Below are 19,007 nucleotides of genomic sequence, written 5' to 3'. Positions count from 1 at the left end.
TATATCACACTAGCTTGACCTAGAACCCACATATAAAAAGAAAATAACCCTTCTCAGAAAGGGTCACAAAGGACGTTAGATGAACACCATTCGCTGTAAAGTTGAAAAAGTCACCGCGTTTAATGACGCAGTTTTTCAGGTATTTCTTAAGCCTGAAGCGGCTTTTGAGTTCCAAGCTGGGCAATACTTATCGATCGTGATGGGAGAAAAAGACAAACGTCCTTTCTCAATAGCATCTGCACCAAATGCAGAACTGCTTGAACTGCATATCGGCGCTGCTGTTTCTGAAAGCTACCCAATGCAAGTGGTAGAACGTCTAAAAAATGATGAATACATAGACATTGAAGCCCCAGCAGGTAATGCTTTTTTACGCGTTGAAAGCCAACGTCCACGTATTATGGTAGCTGGTGGTACAGGTTTCTCTTACATCAAAAGCATCATTGAAAATCAAATCGCGTTAGGTCAAACAGTAGCAACTCAATTCTACTGGGGCTGCCGCACTGAAGATGCAATGTACTATCAAGCGATTGCCCGTCAATGGCATGCTGATCACAACTGGTTAGAGTTTGTGCCTGTTGTCGAAGAAGCACCTGCTAACTGGAATGGCAAACAAGCCAATTTGCTTGAGCAAATTAAGCAAGACTATGTCAGCTTAGTGGGTTACGACATCTACATTGCAGGCCGTTTTGATATGGTTGGTGCAGCACGTGAAGTCTTTCGTGAAATGGGCGTTGATGAAGCTCACCTTTATGGTGATGCCTTCGCATTTATCAAATAAGTTTATTTAAAAGCACACTAAAAAAACCGACTTTTACCAGTCGGTTTTTTGTTTATCAGTAGCCATTTTCTAAAAACTGATATTCACTATTTATTTTCAAAGTTAAGTTAATTGAATCACCGTTTATCTTGAACAAGCCCTGTCAATTCATTACCATATTCGCCTATTTACTACTTTCTAGGCTTAATAAATAATGAAGTTATCTGTATTAGACCAACCCATTTATGACCATTTATATCGTGATATCAGAGAGTTTCGTAGCACCTTTGATTTGCCCATTGAAAATGCAGCTAGCCTAGACGACAAAGCAGATACCCTACACACTTCATTGATTATTGAAGAGCTCACAGAGCTCGCAGAAGCAGATTGCCGTGTTGAACAAGCTGATGCCATTGTTGATTCTGTTTATGTGCTTATGGGCCGTTTAGTACACCTGGGCGCATCGAATATGACCGATCGTTTAGAGATCAGCTATTTGATAGATTTATTACTCGCCGTTGCTAAAAACCGTGAAGTTAACTTCATTGAATGTTGGGATGAAGTTCATTCAAGCAACATGAGTAAAGTGTGCCGCAACGAGCAAGAACTCACCGAAACTATTGCTCATTATGCCAAGCAAGGTGTTGAAATTGTCGGTAGCACTAAAGGTGAGTTTATCATTGCCAAGTGTGCCAAAGATGTGGAAATGGCAGGTAAGGTGGTTCGCCAAGGTAAGGTATTAAAATCCGTTTATTATCGCCCTGCAGATTTAGCTAAATTAGTTACGAACTGATCTCCCTTTGAGCTGAGCCCCAAGCCGAAAACAAAAAAGCGCTCTCATGAGCGCTTTTTTATGGCAAATAATCACTGAGTGAGCACTTATTATGACATTCTATTAAGCATTTCTTTAAGAAACCGCCCAGCGCTGAAAACGATTGCCAATAATTCCACCTAAAATCAGCACAACCAAATACACCCAACCCGATAATGAAAAGTTAGCGATTGGCGTAAATAAAGCGCCCACATTACAACCATTGGCAAAGCGTGTGCCAAAGCCCATCAACAACCCGCCCAAAGCAAATAAGGCAAACTGTTTATAAGAATGATTTAAGCGTAATGAAAATCGGAACTTACCCATAAACAATACCGCAATTAACGCACCTAAAAATATCGCCATGTTCTGCACTGATATTTCATGGTCAAAAAATGCCGTAGTAAACATGCCTTCAGGGCGATCACTCATAGCTGAAATAGTCTCTAGCTCTACGCCAAACAACATCAGTCCTTTGGCAAACCAAATACCAAATGGCGTTGAAGCGCCCCAGCCTGACCCCGTACTAGCCATCATGACGCCAAATATAATTGCAATCACTAACGCTGTGGTGCGCATTTGCCATAAGCTAGCAAACCATGCTCGATATGTTTCCACACTCCACAACTTAAAGGGTTTGTCTTCTTGCTGAGCTAACTGTTGGCGGGCTAGCTCGCCATCGACGCCTAAATACGACCCATTCTGGCGACGGTGGCTCTCATACTTTTTAGCAAGTACTACGACAATGAATGCCAATAAACAGGTAATCACCATCGCCATAAAGTAGCCATTCAAAGGCGTATTAGCGAATAAGTCAGGTAAAAATACTCCTTTACCGTCATAGCTTTGAGAAGAAACCCAAGTATCAGTTATCCACTCCTGTCCGCTTTGTAATGGAAAGCCAAAAAATACCCCAGCGCCAAAAAACACTAACGTAGTCGCAGCCCGTGGAATATCACTGACAAATTCAACCATCATGCCAGTGGCGCAACAGCTTGATAAACTCATCCCAGCACCAAACATCACCCCGCCTAGCAATAAGCCCAAGTTGATTGGATTAATCCACAGATCAAACTGACTGTATCCGGTATTCATCAACAGACCTGCATTGATAAAGGCCGTAATAACAAACATAAACATCAAGGTTTGTAATAGTTGCGTTGAACCACGTCGATATGCACGATTAATACTTCCCGCAAAACCAATAGAGCCTTTCGCAAGGGCAAAACCTAAACTTAACCCTAGTAGTAACCGAAGAAACAACCCATCAGAGCTGAGCAAAGTGCTCCCAGCAACCAGAGTTAGCATGAGTATGATGAGACCAAACAGAGCTTGCTTGTTATTCATAGCTGTAACATTTACCAATATTTATGAAACAATTTAGTTACAAAGCTATTGATTTAAATAGCTTTTAATCGTTGTTAGTTTTTCGGTAATTGTGGTGAATCATCATACTGATGTCTATTGAAACCCGCCTGATTGATATACCACTTTGGACTAGCTCATGCCTGAAACAAAAAAATGCCACTCTATGAGTGGCATAGTGAGTAGAATAATGAATAGGATAGTGAGCAAGGTAGAATTATAAGCAGTATTAACATCGAGCTTTTATAACGTTTACGGCTCAGAGTCTGCCTTGTTGGATTGAGCAAGCTCGATGGTTTGTTGTAGCTTTTGTGGCTCATCCACCACCAGTAATAGCTGCTCAATTGGCTCTGGTAATTGCCCCATGGCGCCAAAATAACGTTGCGTTTGGTTAAAATCGACCGTCACATTGGCGACATCACCACGGCCAACAAACAAAATGTCTTCATCCTTGGTTTTGGTTGTTTCAGTGATGGTCACCGCTTTAATGTCAGCGATATTCACCATCAACAACCCCCAAATACTATTGTTAATCACCAGTTTGTCATCATGGGCATACAATGAATAATGCCGAGATATTCTGTAGTTCGCGATAAAGGTCAAAAAGCCATAACCGACAATAGCCGACACCAGAATTGCCGCTATTTCACTCCAGTCCACTAACAATAAATACGCGATAGTCGAGCCAATAAAACATAAGCCAATCATTAACCACATGAACCAAGCTTTGGCACTCAGTAGCTTAATATTGGTTATTGCTTTGGGGTGATTAGCACTAAACTTAGGAATACTGTAAAACCAATTAGCCGCTTCCCCCGCCATGATCATGCCTACCATTTGGCTTTTCTCATCGTCACTAATATTCAGTGCTTTTATTCTTGGGTCGCCTTTTAGTTTTCTTGCCTGCCATAAACCTTTAATCACACTAAATAATAAGTAAATTTCAAACAGTAGAATAACCGCAAGAATGGGATAGCGCACCCACATCACAAATTCAAAGTAACTGGCAATGTCTTCAGGAAAGCTCAAACGTGCCATCAAGGCGCTTAAGCTGAGTATCGCCAATATTTTCCATGGTTTTTGCTTACCGATATTGATAATTGCAATCCAATAAAGTACCGGTAAAACCAGAAAATAAAGCACAGAAATACCACTCACAACCGTCATTTCATAAGTGCTATTAAGCTGCTCAGGCATCACCTGAAAACCGATGACATAACTGATAATGGCCAGGGCTAAAAAGCCCAAACGAAATTTAAGCGAACGTTTCACAATACACTCCTTGTAACGATAAACCGTGAGCTAGCTGATTAGTGCAAAGCCAACCTATTCTGCTGAGGCAAAAACCAACTTAAGCCCTGAATCGCAGCGGTTGGAAATGCCATGCTGTGATCTGCCTCGGCAATAACCTGCAATTTGACATTAACCCCTTGGGTCGCCGACAGCCTATTTTTTTGCTCTAAGATGGCTTTAAATTCCTTCGCATCATTAACCATATCATGACCGAAATCAGTCAGCTCAGCCGTTTCATACTCGCCAATGGCAATAAACACCTTGGCATTGATGCTTTTAAGCATAAAGTCACTGCCGCGAAATTGCTTCATCAGTTGTTTATCGTTAAACCACAGAGAAGGGCTACTCAATAAGTAATTATTAAATAAATCCGGCTGGGTCAGTAAACTATAGGCGCCAAATAACCCACCTAAAGAATGACCCACTAAGGTGTTTTGGCTAGGTATAGTGCGGTAGGTTTTGTTGATATGGGGCATCAAGTTATTCGCAATAAAATGCAAATGGCGTTCGGCTTCGCCGGTTTTACGCTTCCAGCTTTCATCTGAGTTTGGGGTGTAATCACGAATACGACTTGCCGCAGGACTCATGCCCTCTTGCCAATCGATCCCCACTAAAATCGCTTGCTGCATATTGCGCATATTCATTGGTAATCGAGTAACACCTGAAACCACTTGAAAGTTGTACATGGCATCGGTCATATAGACCACAGGGTAATACTGAGCGGGATCGTTCTCTTGATAGCTATTAGGCAGCTTAATAAACACCTTATAGCTTCGGTCTGAGTCTTCTAGTGTAATGGAGCTTGTATTAGGAATGGAAAAGGCATCATTTGCCTTTGCTGGCGTCGGTAAGGTTGATAAACATAACCCCATTACCGCCACAACCAGCAATAAAAAAGTGTGCATCAGCTATCCTTGTTGATGTTGTTTTAGCGCTATTGATTAATGCTGAGCCTCTGATTGACCCAGCTATTATTCAGGCTATTGTACCGTTTTCACACTAAATTAGTAGGGCAACATATAATCAGCAGCGAGTGCAACGAACAAGGCAAATCCAGCCCAGTTATTATTCAAAAAAGCTTTGAAACAAGGTGCCCGTTCACGGCTGTAAATTAGCCATTGTTGGTAGCCACTAAAAACAATAAACGAGCTAATACCAATGCCATAAAATAAGCCGCGTTCAGCCGACCATCCTGCACAGATGAAACACACTAACGCAGCCAGTTGAAACAGTGCAATCCATTCTCTATCGTAGCGACCGAATAAAATTGCTGTCGATTTGATACCGACTTTTAAGTCATCATCTCTATCCACCATGGCATACATGGTGTCGTATGCGACTGTCCAGCACCAGTTAGCCGCAAATAGCCACCATGCTTCAATGGGGACATAACCCAGTTGGGCGGCATAGGCCATGGGGATTGACCAGCTCCAAACAATGCCTAAAAACATCTGTGGCATATTGGTGACCCGTTTCATAAACGGATACATGATGGTGAGAATGATACCCACCACAGAAAGCTTAACCACCAGCGGGTTTAAAAACAGTACTAAGCTAAAGGCGATTAATGCCATCACCACAAATAGTAATAAGGCTTCTTTACTACTGACTTCACCAGAAGCTAAAGGGCGGTGTTTAGTCCGCTCGACATGGGCATCGAGTTTTCGGTCGGCAAAGTCATTAATCACACAGCCACAAGCACGCATGATAAACACGCCAAATACAAAGATAACCAGTACCTTTATATCCGGCATACCACCAGCCGCTAATACCAGTGCCATAAGGCATGGCCACATGAGCAACAAAGTCCCAATGGGTCTGTCTAAACGTGTTAAACGTTGGTAAATCGAAATTTTCTCTTTTAGCGTCCATGAGGATACTGCCATGGCTAACTTCACTCCCGCATTTGAAGTTTATTCACTTCTTATTAGTCACACTGTCATGACGTTCTTTATTATGTGTTGGCCAAAATAATAATCTAACACGCTGAAAATTGAATTAATCAGCAAAAGCCATTAAAGCTTATTCTCATGGCAATTGCTTGATCGATATCAACAAATGATATTAAACAGAAAACGGCTCACTTTCTCTATTAACACGCTTCCAATTTGGCTAAAGAGACTAATAACCATTTGCTGCCAAAATCAGTAAAATTAACTTGTACTCGGGCTTTATCGGCTGTGCCTTCAAAGTCAGTCACTATGCCTTGACCAAATTTAAAGTGTTTCACTTTTTGTCCCACTTTAAAGCCACTGTCATTGGCGATTGACTGGCGAGGCACGTTAAATCGGCTGCTCATCGCTGGTGCTGATACCGACGCTTTCATGCGAATTTCTTCCACATATTCCGATGGGATTTCACCAATAAAACGAGAAGGACTGGCGTAATCTTCACGGCCATAAATGCGACGAGATTCAGCGTAACTGATGTACAGTTTTTGCATTGCGCGGGTCATACCCACATAACATAAGCGGCGTTCTTCATCTAAACGATCGCCTTCATCCAATGCCATTTTACTTGGGAAGATCCCTTCTTCAACGCCCGCCATAAAGACCACTGGAAACTCAAGACCTTTAGCCGAATGCAAAGTCATAAGCTGCACCGCATCGGTAAACTTATCGGCTTGCCCTTCACCTGCCTCAAGTGCGGCATGAGATAAAAAGGCATTTAGCTCGCCCATATCTTCCAGCTCTTCTGGCATCTCAAAACTGCGCGCAGCGGTGACTAATTCATTTAAGTTTTCTACGCGAGACTGGGCTTTTTCGCCCTTTTCAGCCTCGTACATGGCGCGTAAACCAGAACGCTGGATCACTGTATCAGCCATGCTATATAAACTCATGTCACTGGTGTCGGTGCGCATACCAATCACTAAATCCATGAAGCCATTAACGGCATTCGCCGCACGGCCAGTTAATACTTTCTCTTCCATTAATCGCACACTGGCTTGCCACATGGTCATTTCTTGCTGGCGAGCCGTTGAGCGAATAATTTCTAAAGTACGATTACCGATACCACGGGTTGGTGTATTCACCACTCTTTCAAAGGCTGCGTCGTCATCTTTGTTATTAATGAGTCGCATATAGCCCATGGCATCTTTAATTTCTTGGCGTTCGAAGAAACGCAAACCACCATAGATTCGGTAAGCTAAGCCTTTATGTAACAGCGCTTCCTCAAGGACACGTGACTGTGCATTTGAGCGGTATAAAATCGCACAATCAGCTAGATTGCCCCCTTTTGCATGCCATTCAGCCATTTTGCCGACAATAAAACGCGCTTCATCCATCTCATTAAAGGCGCAATAAATGGCGATGGGCTCACCGGCTTTATCTTCGGTCCACAGCTTTTTACCTAGACGCTCAGGATTATTAGCAATGAGTTCATTCGAGGCATTCAAGATATTGGCTGTTGAGCGATAATTCTGCTCCAGTCTAACCGTATTTGAACCAGGAAAGTCAGTTAAGAAACGGTGTAAGTTCTCAACTTGCGCACCACGCCAACCGTAAATAGATTGATCGTCATCACCCACAATCATCACATTAGCTGACTTACCCGCTAATACTCTGATCCAGGCATACTGAATCGCATTGGTATCTTGAAATTCGTCCACCAAAATATGCTTAAAACGTTCTTGATAGTGCGCCAATACGTGAGGTTTATTGAGCCATAACTCATGGGCGCGCAATAATATTTCAGCAAAATCCACCAAGCCTGCGCGATCGCATGACTCTTGGTAAATTTTGTAGATATTTAAAAGGTTTTGCTCAATGGGGAAATTGCCCGCATCGATATGCTTAGGACGTAATCCTTGGTCTTTTTTACCATTGATATAGCCTTGGCATTGACGAGGAGGATACTGTTTTTCGTCTAAATTTAGACTTTTAAGGATACGTTTTAGTAGACGTAATTGGTCGTCAGAATCAATGATCTGAAAGCTTTGCGGTAAATTCGCATCTTGATAATGGGTGCGTAATAAGCGATGCGCTAAGCCATGGAAGGTTCCAATCCACATGCGGCCCATGTTTGTGCCAACGACCTTTTCCACACGTTCGCGCATTTCTGCCGCCGCTTTATTGGTAAAGGTTACCGCTAGAATGGAGTATGGACTTTGTTGTTCAACCTGCATTAGCCAAGCAATACGATGGGTTAATACCCGCGTTTTACCACTGCCTGCGCCAGCCAAAACCAGCATGCTAGAAAGCGGTGCCCCTACGGCTTCGCGTTGCATTTCGTTTAAGCCATCTAATAATGATGATACGTCCATTGGTCCTCCCAAAAATCAAGCGGGCAGTATATCAGTTCAATGCCATGGGATCCTAGGGTGCAAGGAGGCTTAATCGTATAAGCACGGATAACAAGCGATGAATATCTTAATTACAGTTCATTGATACTCAAATTAAGAAGGGGATAATGAGCTAATTGTGAGTTTATATTAACGTTTGGTAACTCTTAATAGTGTTTGATAATTTATAATATTGTTTGATACTTTTTGGTGAGGAAGCCAGTTAAAAACTAACACATTCTGCCCCCCAAAAATTATTTCAAATTTTGAAGTTATCGTTTGAAAAAAATCAAAGTCGTGACGCTTCGCCCACACCAGACCAAAAGGGTATCAACAGCAATACCCTCTTGGATCACCCTGCCGCCTTAACGAAATTTTCTGAAAAGCGAAAGATTTCTACAAGGATGGATCCAGCTTTTAGCTTCTTTTTGATTCTACTTCGACCATCTTCGAAAATGACTAACGCTTTCGATGGGGCGTCCCTTCCCTTCGAAAGCTAGCTAGCCATCCATGGCTAGACTCACGCAATTTACTTGATGGCCTCAAGTCATATGGTGTCTTCAAATTGTATGCTCGAGCTTTTTAGAATACCCAAATGAAGTTAAATCGAAGAAGTAATAATCCCAGTGTAGATGCAGCAGCGAGCTTCCAAAACATGGATGTTTTGGCAGAGCTTACATGGATGTACTTGCAGCGCCTCGCAGTTGTATCTGCACATAAGCCTGCGGCAGGCAATTGGTTAAGTTGATGTTTTTACGATAATGTTTAGCGTAACAAGTACATCAATGGGGTAAAGTTAACATGTATAAAACCTCATTTGATTTAACTAGACTGGATAAGATAAAAAAGAGTAACTATGGATAAATTAAAAATCGAAAATATGAATGGCTTTACTCATCTTACTTTTGAATTATCGTCTGAAGAAGCTGATATGCTTCAGCGCAATAAAGAAATATTATCGAAGTATTTAGACCTTGAAGTTTTATTTGATCAAGTTATTGAAGAATTCTGGGAATATAAGAATAAAGTAGATTACTGGCGATTAAGGAGTGTATCTAAACCAATAGATTATGTATTGAATCATGAGATAAGAAGCTCTTTAAATCGGTTAGCTTTTAATTTACTTAATTTAGGTAAAGCTTATCTCGATATTCATTATCACGAAGACAAAAAAAGGTGTTTTTCTAGGGATTTAACAGGTAGTCAAGACATAGAACAATCAATCATAGATAAACGAGAAGAACTGTATAATAACAATTTGGGTTATGTCATAGCTTGTAAAATAAGAAATAATTCGCAACATAGAAATTTGCCAATCTCCACTTTCACAACTTCAATAAGTAATAATCAGCAAGATAATAAAACTCTAGTTGGTTTCAATATATTCATTAATTATGAAGAGCTTATCAAATTCAAAGTTCCGAAAGAGAAGTTATCTAATGGGATGAAATTTGAATTTACTGAAGCAATCGAAGGTTTTGCTCATGCTATATCTGAAATGCATATGCAAAATAGAACACTGGTAGAGAGTTCGGTGAAATTTGCAAAATCTGAGATTGAAAAATTTATTTCGAGTAAAGCTTCAGAAACAAATTTTGAACATTACATGGCTGAATTAGAGCTAATAAGTGGGCAAAAAGTTGGTGTTGATCTTGAGTGGTTTGAAGTCGCTGAGTATTTAAAACGTAAGCATCCTTTTGCAATCGATTATTCGAGATTTAGCTAAGATGTTTGATAAAAAATCCCTATGATTTTTGGCATTAGTTGCCATCACAGGGATTCTATTTTTATCGCTTCAACTACAAGTACAAACTAAATAATTAGTCTTTCCCTTGCTCACGTGCAATCGCACGGTAGGCAATATCAGTGCGGAAGTAGACGTCATCCCAGTGGATGGCATCGACTAACTTGTATGCGCTTGCTTGTGCTTCTGTAACTGTATTACCTAACGCAGTAGCACACAATACGCGGCCGCCTGCAGTGACAACGTGGCCGTCTTTCATTGCTGTGCCAGCGTGGAATACTTTGGCGTTGTTGTCGCCTAAAGATAAACCGTCAATCACGTCAGCTTTGCGGTATGCATCTGGGTAACCGCCTGCTGCAAGTACAACACCGACTGCTGCGCGTGAATCAAATTCTGCAGTCACAGTATCTAACTCACCACGGGTGGCTGCTAGACAAAGCTCAACTAAGTCTGATTGTAGACGCATCATGATTGGTTGTGTTTCTGGGTCGCCAAAGCGGCAGTTGTACTCAAGTACTTTTGCGCTGCCATCTGGAGAAATCATTAAACCTGCATATAAGAAGCCAGTGTATACATTGCCTTCTGCTGCCATGCCATCAACCGTTGGGCGGATAACATTTGCAATCGTCCAATCGTGAACGGCTTGGGTGACAACAGGGGCTGGTGAGTATGCACCCATGCCGCCAGTATTAGGGCCATAATCGCCGTTATCACGGGCTTTATGGTCTTGGCTGGTGGCCATTGCTAAGATGTTTTTGCCGTCTACCATCACGATAAAGCTGGCTTCTTCACCTTTTAAAAATTCTTCGATAACGACGCGAGAACCGGCTTCACCGAACTTGTTGCCTGCTAGCATGTCTTCGATAGCTGCATCAGCTTCAGCTTGGTCAGCAGCGATAATCACGCCTTTGCCTGCTGCTAAGCCGTCAGCTTTAATCACAACAGGGAAACCTGTTTTTGAGGTTAACTCTGCTGAGTACGCTTTTGCTGCTTCAATTTCAGTGAAGTTTGAGTAGTCAGCTGTTGGGATGTTATGACGTGCTAAAAAGTCTTTGGTAAAGGCTTTTGAAGACTCAAGCTGCGCAGCGCCTTGGGTAGGGCCGAAAATCGGTAATTTTGCTTCGTTAAAAGCATCGACTACGCCCAGTGCTAATGGCACTTCTGGACCAACAATCGTCAATTCAATTTTGTTGTCTTGAGCAAACTTAACTAACTCTGAAATCGCTTCAACGTTAATGTCGACGTTTTCTAGTTTTGGCTCTAAAGACGTGCCCGCATTGCCTGGCGCGACAAATACAGTGTCAACTTGTGGTGATTGTGCTGCTTTCCAAGCTAACGCATGTTCGCGCCCGCCGCCGCCTATTACTAAGACTCTCATTGATTCACCCTCAAACAATTAAAAATATAATCTTTTAAAAACGAAAAAAGCAGCCAAATGAGGCTGCTCTATTCAAATGCTATTTAGTGACGGAAGTGACGCATGCCAGTAAATACCATGGCAATGCCGTGCTCGTCTGCCGCTGCGATGATTTCTTCATCACGGATTGAGCCACCCGGTTGGATGATACAGCTAATACCTGCAGCCGCTGCTGCATCGATACCGTCACGGAATGGGAAGAAGGCATCCGATGCCATCACTGAACCTTCAACCACTAAACCTTCGTCAGCCGCTTTAATGCCAGCCACTTTAGCTGAGTAAACACGGCTCATTTGGCCAGCGCCGACACCGATAGTCATGCCATCTTTTGCGTAAACAATCGCGTTAGATTTAACGAATTTAGCCACTTTCCAGCAGAACATTAAGTCAGTTAGCTGCTCGGCTGTTGGTTGTATTTTTGATACCACTTTAACGTCAGCCACATCAACCATGCCTTGGTCGCGGTCTTGAACTAATAAGCCGCCGTTAACACGTTTGAAGTCTTGAGTCGTGGTTTTAGTATTCCACTGGCCGCACTCTAATAAACGTACGTTAGCTTTTGTTGCCACGATATCACGTGCTGCTTGGCTTACTGTTGGCGCAATAATCACTTCAACAAATTGACGGTCAACAATGGCTTTTGCGGTATCAGCATCTAACTCTTGGTTAAAGGCGATGATGCCACCAAATGCTGACGTTGGGTCAGTTTTGAATGCGCGATCGTAAGCTTCAAGAATGGTGTTGCCTAATGCCACACCACAAGGGTTAGCATGTTTTACGATGACACAAGCTGGGCCGTCAAATTCTTTAACACATTCTAGTGCTGAGTCAGTATCGGCGATGTTGTTGTATGACAGCGCTTTACCTTGCAATTGTGTTGCACTTGCAACTGAGGCTTCATCAATGTTGCTATCAACATAGAAAGCCGCTTTTTGATGGCTGTTTTCACCGTAGCGTAAATCTTGTTTTTTGATTAGCTGAGTGTTGAATGTACGTGGGAAGCTTGAATCTTCGTGACACTCATCTTTACTGTGGGCAGGAACCATAGTGCCAAAGTAGTTAGCAATCATGCCGTCATAAGCTGCAGTGTGCTCGAACGCTGCAATCGCTAGATCAAAACGGGTTTCAAGTGTGGTGCTACCTTCGTTTGCTTGCATTTCTGCAATGACGCGGTTGTAGTCGCTAGCGTTAACAACAATCGTGGTGTCTTTATGGTTTTTAGCGGTAGAACGCACCATTGTTGGGCCACCGATATCGATGTTTTCAACAGCATCGGCAAGGGTACAACCTTCTTTTGCTACAGTAGAAGCAAATGGGTATAGGTTAACGGCAACTAAATCGATTGGTTTGATGGCGTTTTGTTCCATCACGATTTCATCAATACCACGACGGGCTAGAATGCCACCGTGTACTTTTGGATGCAGAGTTTTAACACGACCATCCATGATCTCAGGATGACCTGTGTAGTCAGAGACTTCGGTCACTGGAATATTATTATCAGCAAGTAATTTAGCGGTGCCACCAGTAGAAAGTAATTCTACGCCTTGCTCATGTAATGCTTTAGCAAACTCAAGCATTCCAGTTTTATCAGATACGCTTAACAGCGCGCGACGAATAGGTCTGACAGTATTCATGTAGGTACAGTGTCCACTATTTATTTTAAGGAAGTTTGGCAAAACAGAATTACTCGAACACAGTTGCGTGAAATCTGTTTTGCCAAAGTTCCTACGCCCTTCATCTTATTGTTTTTAGGTGGGCCGTAATGAAACGCGCGTATTTTAACGTAATCAGTGTTATTTCGGGAAATTTATGCGCGATTTCACAATATTGAAATAAGAACAAAGTAAGGGGGTGAACTTTGTTCTATAAAACCCTTGACCTTGGATTTAACTCCAAGGTTTATAATTGGCTTATTAAGCTGGTAAAGGTTTGAATTTAAGTTTTCACTGGGCAGGTAAATATATGTATCGAATTGGCGAACTCGCGACTTTATTTGATGTTAAAACAGATACGCTGCGATTTTATGAAAAGCACGGTTTATTGGCATCTTCAACTCGTTCAGAGGCAGGGTATCGACTATATAGCCAAGATGATGCGCAAAAATTACGTTTTATTATTCGTGCGAAAGCGGTCGGCTTTAGTTTAAATGATATCGCAGAGCTGTTATCGATTGAGTTGGACAAAGCTAATTGGGCCTGCGCCGATGTGAAAGGCTTGGTGGATACCAAGTTAGAACAAGTACAGGCGAAGATCGCAGAGCTTGAATTTTTTGCCAGTTCATTAAATAAATTATCACAGGCGTGTTGCGGCGGACCTGATAGTGCTGAGCATTGCTCTATTTTAGAGGCGCTAGAATCAACCGATAAAGAGTTAAGCCCAAAAGTTGAACATCACCTTCATGCAGAAAAGCAGGGGTAGGACATATTATGTTATTAAGTAATTTTATTGAGTTATTTTTAGAGTCAGCGCCGTGGCTGTTATTAGGCCTAGTGTTGGCTGGCTTGTTAAAAGTGTTTGTACCGATGGCGTGGATGCAAAAACAGCTGGGTGGTCACGGTTTAAAAACTGTTGTTAAGGCTGCTGTTATTGGCGCACCTTTGCCGCTGTGTTCATGCGGGGTTATTCCGGCGGCAGTGGGACTTCGTCGCTCGGGTGCTTCAAAAGCTGCAACGACATCATTTTTAGTGTCGACGCCTGAAACGGGTGTCGATTCAGTAACGGTGTCTTATGTTTTATTAGGGCCATTTATGGCCATTATTCGCCCTATTGCTGCTATCACCAGTGCTGTTGTGGCTGGGCTATTAGTCGGTCGAGATGATAAGCCTGAAATCGTTGAAACTAAGTTAGATAAGGGTGAAAAATTAGCCCGCGAGCTTGGCGATAAAGGTGAAGTGACTTCTTCTTGCTGCAGTAAAAATAAAGCCAGCGCAGCGCCTAAATTTACACCTGATACAGCGCCTATGATGGCTAGTACAACTGAGACTAAAAGCTGTTGCTCAAGTAAGGCGGTACAGCCTGAAAAAACCAGCTGTTGTTCTAGTAAAGTGGATAAAGCTGAGGTTAAGTCAGACAAAGCTAGCTGTTGTGCAAGCAAAGCGGATAAAGCTAACCTTATGACAGAGGAGACCTGTTGTTGTTCAAGTAAGCCGGATCTCGCTGCTGAATCGTCTGAAAGCTGCTGTGAATCCACTAAAGACATGGCGACAGAGCTTAAAAGTGAGTCAATATTATCAAGAGTGAAATCAGGGTTGGTTTATGCCGCCACTGATTTAGTCAGAGATACCACGTTATGGTTGTTGGTGGGGTTATTCTTTGCTGCATTAGTACAGACGTTTGTGCCTGGTGATTTTCTTGCCAAGTGGGGTGATAGCATATTGGCTATGTTAGTGATGGTATTGATTTCTGTGCCAATGTACATCTGCGCTACAGCATCCACGCCAATTGCGGCTGGTTTGTTATTGGCTGGTGTTTCACCTGGTGCGGTATTGGTGTTCATGATGGCAGGTCCTGCTACCAATATCGCGACTTTAGGCGTTGTCACTAAAGAGTTAGGTAAGCGCGCCTTGTTTGGCTATCTAGGCGGCGTACTGGGTGTCGCATTAGCGTTTGGTGTATTGGTTAACTATCTTGTGGCAGAGTTTGGTTTTGTGGTGATGCCGCAAATTGGTCACGAGCATGAACTGCTTCCTTCGTATGTCACCATAGGCTCGGGTATTGTGTTGGCACTACTAATGGCAAAAGTGATTTACGATAAGTTACCTAAAAAGAGTATGAGAAGGGACTGTTGTTCTTAATGCTTGTATAGGTGGAACTTTAATTACTGAAAATATGCCGTTCAATAAAGGCCCGAAAGGGCCTTTTTAACGTCCGAACTATGTCCAATATGCCGCTGTTCCATTCTGAGTTTTATGCCACTTTCCATGCTGAAGGTAAGTCATTCGGTATCGAAAAAGTCCATGTTTTTGAGCGTTAACCAAGCTCAGTAAATATCATTGATAGGCATAGCCTATATTAAGAAAACTGCCTAGACCCCCTAAAAAGCCACTTATTATAGTTAATGCCGATCGGTTAAGAACACTTGAACGATCCTGCAGATGAAAGATAATCCCTACCAGTATTCTGGTGGGGATTTTTTATGTTTGCGCAAGAGCTTGAGTTAGTTCATGAGTCAGTAGAAGAAAGTGGGAATTATGCTTCTGTAATGGAAGCTATTGATTCACAGTGGATAGAACAATCATTACTTTCAGCCAACAAGGCAAGCATTCGTAATCGTCGCTTGCCTGCGCAGCAAGCCGTCTGGCTCGTGCTATGGATGGGATTAATCCGTAATCAATCCATAAAAGAAGTCTGCAGCTCAATGGATATCGCACTTCAACCTGGCAATAACAACTGGTCTCGTGTCGCACCGAGTGTACTAACAGATTGTCGCCGTCGCCTAGGTGAAGCCCCAATGTCATACCTATTTAAATCCACTATCTCAGCTTGGCTTAAGCAAGCTTTAGGTGGGAATAATGAGCTGGGGCTTACAACTCTCGCTGTTGATGGCACCGTGTTTCGTTGCCAAGACTCAGAAGAGAACGCAAACGAGTTTGGTTTTATTTCAAAAACACACAAACCTTATCCCCAGCTTCGACTTGTCAGCCTGATATCGACAGAAACCAGAATGGTATTGGGTGCGGCTTTTGATGGCTGTCACGTAGGCGAAATTACGCTGGCTCAACGCATAGCTCAAGACGCTTCAGATAACTCTTTAACGTTATTTGACCGCTGTTATTTTTCAGCTGACTTATTGCTAAACTGGCAAGCTGCAGGGACTCTGCGACACTGGCTGACACCAGTAAAGTCAAAAATGCGCTATGAGGTGGTTGAAGAATTTGCGAATAATGACTTACTCATCGATATGCCAGTCTCACCACAGGCGAGAAAGAAAAATCCAGAGCTCCCTGAAACATGGCGGGCACGTTTTATCGCTTATCAAGCGCCTAAAGGCGAAATAAAAGGCTTTGTTACCTCACTTATTGACCCCAAAAAGTATCCACTAGAAAAATTGCTTAATATTTACTGGCAACGCTGGGAAATAGAAGAAGGATACGGTGAGCTTAAGCAAACTCAACTACAAAGTAAGGTGACATTACGCAGCAGGTTTGCAGAAGGAGTAAGGCAAGAACTGTGGGGCATGCTTATCGCTTATAATCTTATCCGCCTAGAGATGGTTGCGATAGCAAAAGAGGCAGAGGTTGCGCCCTCTCGAATTAGTTTTACGGCAGCAATAAGTCTAATAGATACCCAATTGAGGTGGCAGGCTCTATCACCTGATGGAAAGTTGCCCGCTAAATTGAAACAAATGCGAGCCGATATAAAACACTTTATCTTACCTGATAAAAGAAAGCACCGAACGTATCCACGTTCAGTGCTTTATATACCTAGCCGCTATCCACTTAGATTTAAACAGTAATGCTTATCCGAACGGCATTAGTCTGATGACGGCTTTTTTGTGACTTCTATTTGCGCTATCAGCATGATATTAATATTGGGGTTATTTGTAATTAAAGTCTTTCCGATACATATGGTTACATTGTTAATGACTTGCTATGGAATACTTAATCTTAAAATAAGCTTAAGTGTTCATTAATACTATTAAAAAATTGGCATTTTGCTCACTAAATTAATAGTTAATTTTGTTGTAAAGCTATGATTATGGGTGTTTTAAAATTATATCCTTGATTTAATGTTTTATTTTTGTCAATAAAAACATCAGCTTAATTTTTTTGGGTTTATTTTTAATTATATAAGCATGTATTGATTTAGATCTGCGTCAAATTTCTAGCATAAAGGTTATAAATACAACATATCATCATGATGCGTGTGATTGTTGTCACTCTTTAAAAATGCGAAAAAGTCTAAGATACAAATGGGTTATACCTACAAAGTAGTATCAAACTTATTCGGAGTGATGATGAAAAATTTAACGAAATGCAGATTAGCATTCGTTGTTGCAGCAGCAATGGGGATTGCAGGTTGTGGTAGCGATGGTAAAGACGGCGAAGATGGCGCACCAGGTGAACCAGGTCCAGGACCAACTCCACCAGTAGTAGAAGCTTCTGAAGTGACTAATGTAGAATTTATTTCACATTTGGTTGAAGAAGGTCAAGTGACACTCGAGTTTGTGATTACAGATGAAGATGATGCATTAATCAATGGCCTTGAAAATGCTGCAGTATATTTAGCTGCAAAAACTGACCATGGCATTCAACGTTCGCGTGATGGCTCTGTTGGTGGCAGTGCATCTGCAAGCGATGAAGGTGCAACGTTAACTATGCTTGACGATGGTCACTACGAATTTGTCGCGCCAATGGCAGCTGTTCAAGCTGATACTGAAGGGCTAATTCGTTTACAAGTAGGTGGCGGAGATAACATCGCTTCTTCACCTTACATTATTGTAAACAAACCAGAGATGACTCACACAACAACAACTGAAACCTGTTATTCATGTCACGTTGATTACGCGACTTCAGATATCAGACATAGCGGTTATGTTGCTTTAAATACTGATGGCGAAGTAGATTTCGTTGGCGGTTGTATGGTTTGTCATAACAACGTAGCTCGTGATGTCGATTCTGAAGGAAACTCTTTAGATACTGGCGGATATGCTAAAGCGACTATGCAGAAACTAGGTCACATCAATCACCAGAAGTTTGAAAAAGACTTTACACCAACTAACTGTTATACCTGTCACGCTGAGCCAGTGATGAATACAAGTATTGCAGGTAATGGTTGTAGTGATTGTCACACAACGGGTTCTGCTTCTGCACAATTCATTATGGCAAACAGTGATTTTGATGCACGTGAATTCCACGCTAAATCAGAAAAAATTGGTATCGATGAGCGTCAAGTAATCCGTGCTGAGCATTCAACTACACTTTCTGCTGTATACATGAATGACACTGGTGCTTATTGTACTGACCTAAGTTTATTCAAAGGCGAAGAGCAACTAAGCATCGAAACACTATATGCTGACGGTACACTTAGTTATGCCAGCACATACATTCATGGTTACCACAATGAGTCGATTGTTGGGCGTGAGTCTCGTAGCTACGAAGAGTCATACAACGCTGACGGTTCTAAAACTTTCTGTCATCCAACATTAGATCTTCAAACAGCCCAAATAATGGCAAGCTCTCGCTTGACCTTTAAAGGTGGAAACTGGAACGATGATGATGGCAAATACGGTGTTTCATTCACTAGCTACTCGCCAGTAACTGAGCTTGCTGATTTATCACAAGAAACAGAATACGATCGTCGTCATGCTGTGACTACTGATAGCTGTACTACTTGTCACAA

15 protein-coding genes are annotated in these 19,007 nt (G+C 42.2%); 8 read left to right on the top strand and 7 right to left on the bottom strand.

The genetic code is table 11. The annotated features are described in order from the left end of the window. Positions 1-79: 79 nt before the first annotated feature. A complete protein-coding gene (gene fre, locus LMH66_RS15450) occupies positions 80-778 on the top strand; it encodes an NAD(P)H-flavin reductase (RefSeq protein ID WP_102528037.1) in 699 nt (232 codons plus the stop codon). 193 nt (positions 779-971) lie between these two features. Then, entirely contained in the window at positions 972-1,550 is a 579-nt protein-coding gene (locus LMH66_RS15445; protein ID WP_102529812.1) for a nucleoside triphosphate pyrophosphohydrolase family protein, read from the top strand. A gap of 114 nt (positions 1,551-1,664) precedes the next feature. On the opposite strand, the gene LMH66_RS15440 is transcribed toward LMH66_RS15445, so the two are convergent. The 5 genes from LMH66_RS15440 to uvrD form a co-directional block, all read right to left on the bottom strand. After that, positions 1,665-2,915: a YeeE/YedE family protein gene (locus tag LMH66_RS15440; RefSeq protein ID WP_229371069.1), complete on the bottom strand. Its 1,251-nt coding sequence runs from the start codon at positions 2,913-2,915 to the stop codon at positions 1,665-1,667. A gap of 270 nt (positions 2,916-3,185) precedes the next feature. Then, positions 3,186-4,205 (bottom strand): hypothetical protein, encoded by a 1,020-nt coding sequence (locus LMH66_RS15435; protein WP_229371067.1) that lies wholly within the window; start codon positions 4,203-4,205, stop codon positions 3,186-3,188. A gap of 38 nt (positions 4,206-4,243) precedes the next feature. Then, entirely contained in the window at positions 4,244-5,131 is an 888-nt protein-coding gene (locus LMH66_RS15430; protein WP_229371065.1) for an alpha/beta hydrolase, read from the bottom strand. 99 nt (positions 5,132-5,230) lie between these two features. Further along, on the bottom strand, positions 5,231-6,112 hold the full coding sequence (gene ubiA, locus LMH66_RS15425; protein ID WP_229371063.1) for a 4-hydroxybenzoate octaprenyltransferase: 882 nt from the start codon (positions 6,110-6,112) through the stop codon (positions 5,231-5,233). Positions 6,113-6,318: 206 nt separating this feature from the next. Next, positions 6,319-8,487: a DNA helicase II gene (gene uvrD, locus LMH66_RS15420; protein WP_102529807.1), complete on the bottom strand. Its 2,169-nt coding sequence runs from the start codon at positions 8,485-8,487 to the stop codon at positions 6,319-6,321. Between the two features lie 613 nt (positions 8,488-9,100). Here uvrD and LMH66_RS15415 point away from each other — a divergent pair. Both LMH66_RS15415 and LMH66_RS15410 read left to right on the top strand, forming a co-directional pair. After that, positions 9,101-9,253 carry a hypothetical protein gene (locus tag LMH66_RS15415; protein ID WP_157936180.1) on the top strand — a complete coding sequence of 51 codons (153 nt, stop codon included), beginning with the start codon at positions 9,101-9,103 and terminating at the stop codon, positions 9,251-9,253. Positions 9,254-9,361: 108 nt separating this feature from the next. Then, positions 9,362-10,231 (top strand): hypothetical protein, encoded by an 870-nt coding sequence (locus LMH66_RS15410; RefSeq protein WP_102526409.1) that lies wholly within the window; start codon positions 9,362-9,364, stop codon positions 10,229-10,231. A gap of 94 nt (positions 10,232-10,325) precedes the next feature. On the opposite strand, the gene purD is transcribed toward LMH66_RS15410, so the two are convergent. Together purD and purH are read right to left on the bottom strand one after the other, a co-directional pair. Further along, positions 10,326-11,627, bottom strand: coding sequence for a phosphoribosylamine--glycine ligase (gene purD / locus LMH66_RS15405; RefSeq protein WP_229371061.1), 1,302 nt, complete (start codon positions 11,625-11,627; stop codon positions 10,326-10,328). 83 nt (positions 11,628-11,710) lie between these two features. Beyond that, complete coding sequence (purH, locus tag LMH66_RS15400; protein WP_229371059.1) at positions 11,711-13,300, bottom strand: bifunctional phosphoribosylaminoimidazolecarboxamide formyltransferase/IMP cyclohydrolase; 1,590 nt, start codon at positions 13,298-13,300, stop codon at positions 11,711-11,713. A gap of 328 nt (positions 13,301-13,628) precedes the next feature. Here purH and zntR point away from each other — a divergent pair, with 328 nt between their 5' ends. The 4 genes from zntR to LMH66_RS15380 form a co-directional block, all read left to right on the top strand. Continuing rightward, a complete protein-coding gene (gene zntR / locus LMH66_RS15395; RefSeq protein ID WP_229371140.1) occupies positions 13,629-14,084 on the top strand; it encodes a Zn(2+)-responsive transcriptional regulator in 456 nt (151 codons plus the stop codon). A gap of 8 nt (positions 14,085-14,092) precedes the next feature. Next, the gene (locus tag LMH66_RS15390; RefSeq protein ID WP_229371057.1) at positions 14,093-15,460 is read left to right on the top strand and encodes an SO_0444 family Cu/Zn efflux transporter; all 1,368 of its coding nucleotides are present in this window, start codon (positions 14,093-14,095) and stop codon (positions 15,458-15,460) included. A gap of 341 nt (positions 15,461-15,801) precedes the next feature. After that, positions 15,802-17,121 carry an IS4 family transposase gene (locus LMH66_RS15385; RefSeq protein ID WP_229371055.1) on the top strand — a complete coding sequence of 440 codons (1,320 nt, stop codon included), beginning with the start codon at positions 15,802-15,804 and terminating at the stop codon, positions 17,119-17,121. A gap of 501 nt (positions 17,122-17,622) precedes the next feature. Continuing rightward, a partial coding sequence (locus tag LMH66_RS15380) for a cytochrome c3 family protein (protein WP_229371053.1) occupies positions 17,623-19,007 on the top strand: 1,385 nt, incomplete at its 3' end.

Source organism: Shewanella sp. 10N.7 (genome assembly GCF_020806285.1).
Lineage (GTDB): Bacteria > Pseudomonadota > Gammaproteobacteria > Enterobacterales > Shewanellaceae > Shewanella > Shewanella electrodiphila.
The sequence above is the reverse complement of the archived record's forward strand: the minus strand, read 5'-3'. Positions and strand labels throughout refer to the sequence as shown.

What these genes read in the sequence shown, in the direction of transcription:
- zntR (WP_229371140.1), top strand. Translation starts at nt 13,629, where the DNA reads ATGTATCGAATTGGCGAACTCGCGACTTTATTTGATGTTAAAACAGAT.
- LMH66_RS15390 (WP_229371057.1), top strand. Translation starts at nt 14,093, where the DNA reads ATGTTATTAAGTAATTTTATTGAGTTATTTTTAGAGTCAGCGCCGTGG.
- LMH66_RS15410 (WP_102526409.1), top strand. Translation starts at nt 9,362, where the DNA reads ATGGATAAATTAAAAATCGAAAATATGAATGGCTTTACTCATCTTACT.
- LMH66_RS15440 (WP_229371069.1), bottom strand. Translation starts at nt 2,915, where the DNA reads ATGAATAACAAGCAAGCTCTGTTTGGTCTCATCATACTCATGCTAACT.
- purH (WP_229371059.1), bottom strand. Translation starts at nt 13,300, where the DNA reads ATGAATACTGTCAGACCTATTCGTCGCGCGCTGTTAAGCGTATCTGAT.
- fre (WP_102528037.1), top strand. Translation starts at nt 80, where the DNA reads ATGAACACCATTCGCTGTAAAGTTGAAAAAGTCACCGCGTTTAATGAC.
- uvrD (WP_102529807.1), bottom strand. Translation starts at nt 8,487, where the DNA reads ATGGACGTATCATCATTATTAGATGGCTTAAACGAAATGCAACGCGAA.
- purD (WP_229371061.1), bottom strand. Translation starts at nt 11,627, where the DNA reads ATGAGAGTCTTAGTAATAGGCGGCGGCGGGCGCGAACATGCGTTAGCT.
- ubiA (WP_229371063.1), bottom strand. Translation starts at nt 6,112, where the DNA reads ATGGCAGTATCCTCATGGACGCTAAAAGAGAAAATTTCGATTTACCAA.
- LMH66_RS15430 (WP_229371065.1), bottom strand. Translation starts at nt 5,131, where the DNA reads ATGCACACTTTTTTATTGCTGGTTGTGGCGGTAATGGGGTTATGTTTA.
- LMH66_RS15415 (WP_157936180.1), top strand. Translation starts at nt 9,101, where the DNA reads ATGAAGTTAAATCGAAGAAGTAATAATCCCAGTGTAGATGCAGCAGCG.
- LMH66_RS15445 (WP_102529812.1), top strand. Translation starts at nt 972, where the DNA reads ATGAAGTTATCTGTATTAGACCAACCCATTTATGACCATTTATATCGT.
- LMH66_RS15385 (WP_229371055.1), top strand. Translation starts at nt 15,802, where the DNA reads ATGTTTGCGCAAGAGCTTGAGTTAGTTCATGAGTCAGTAGAAGAAAGT.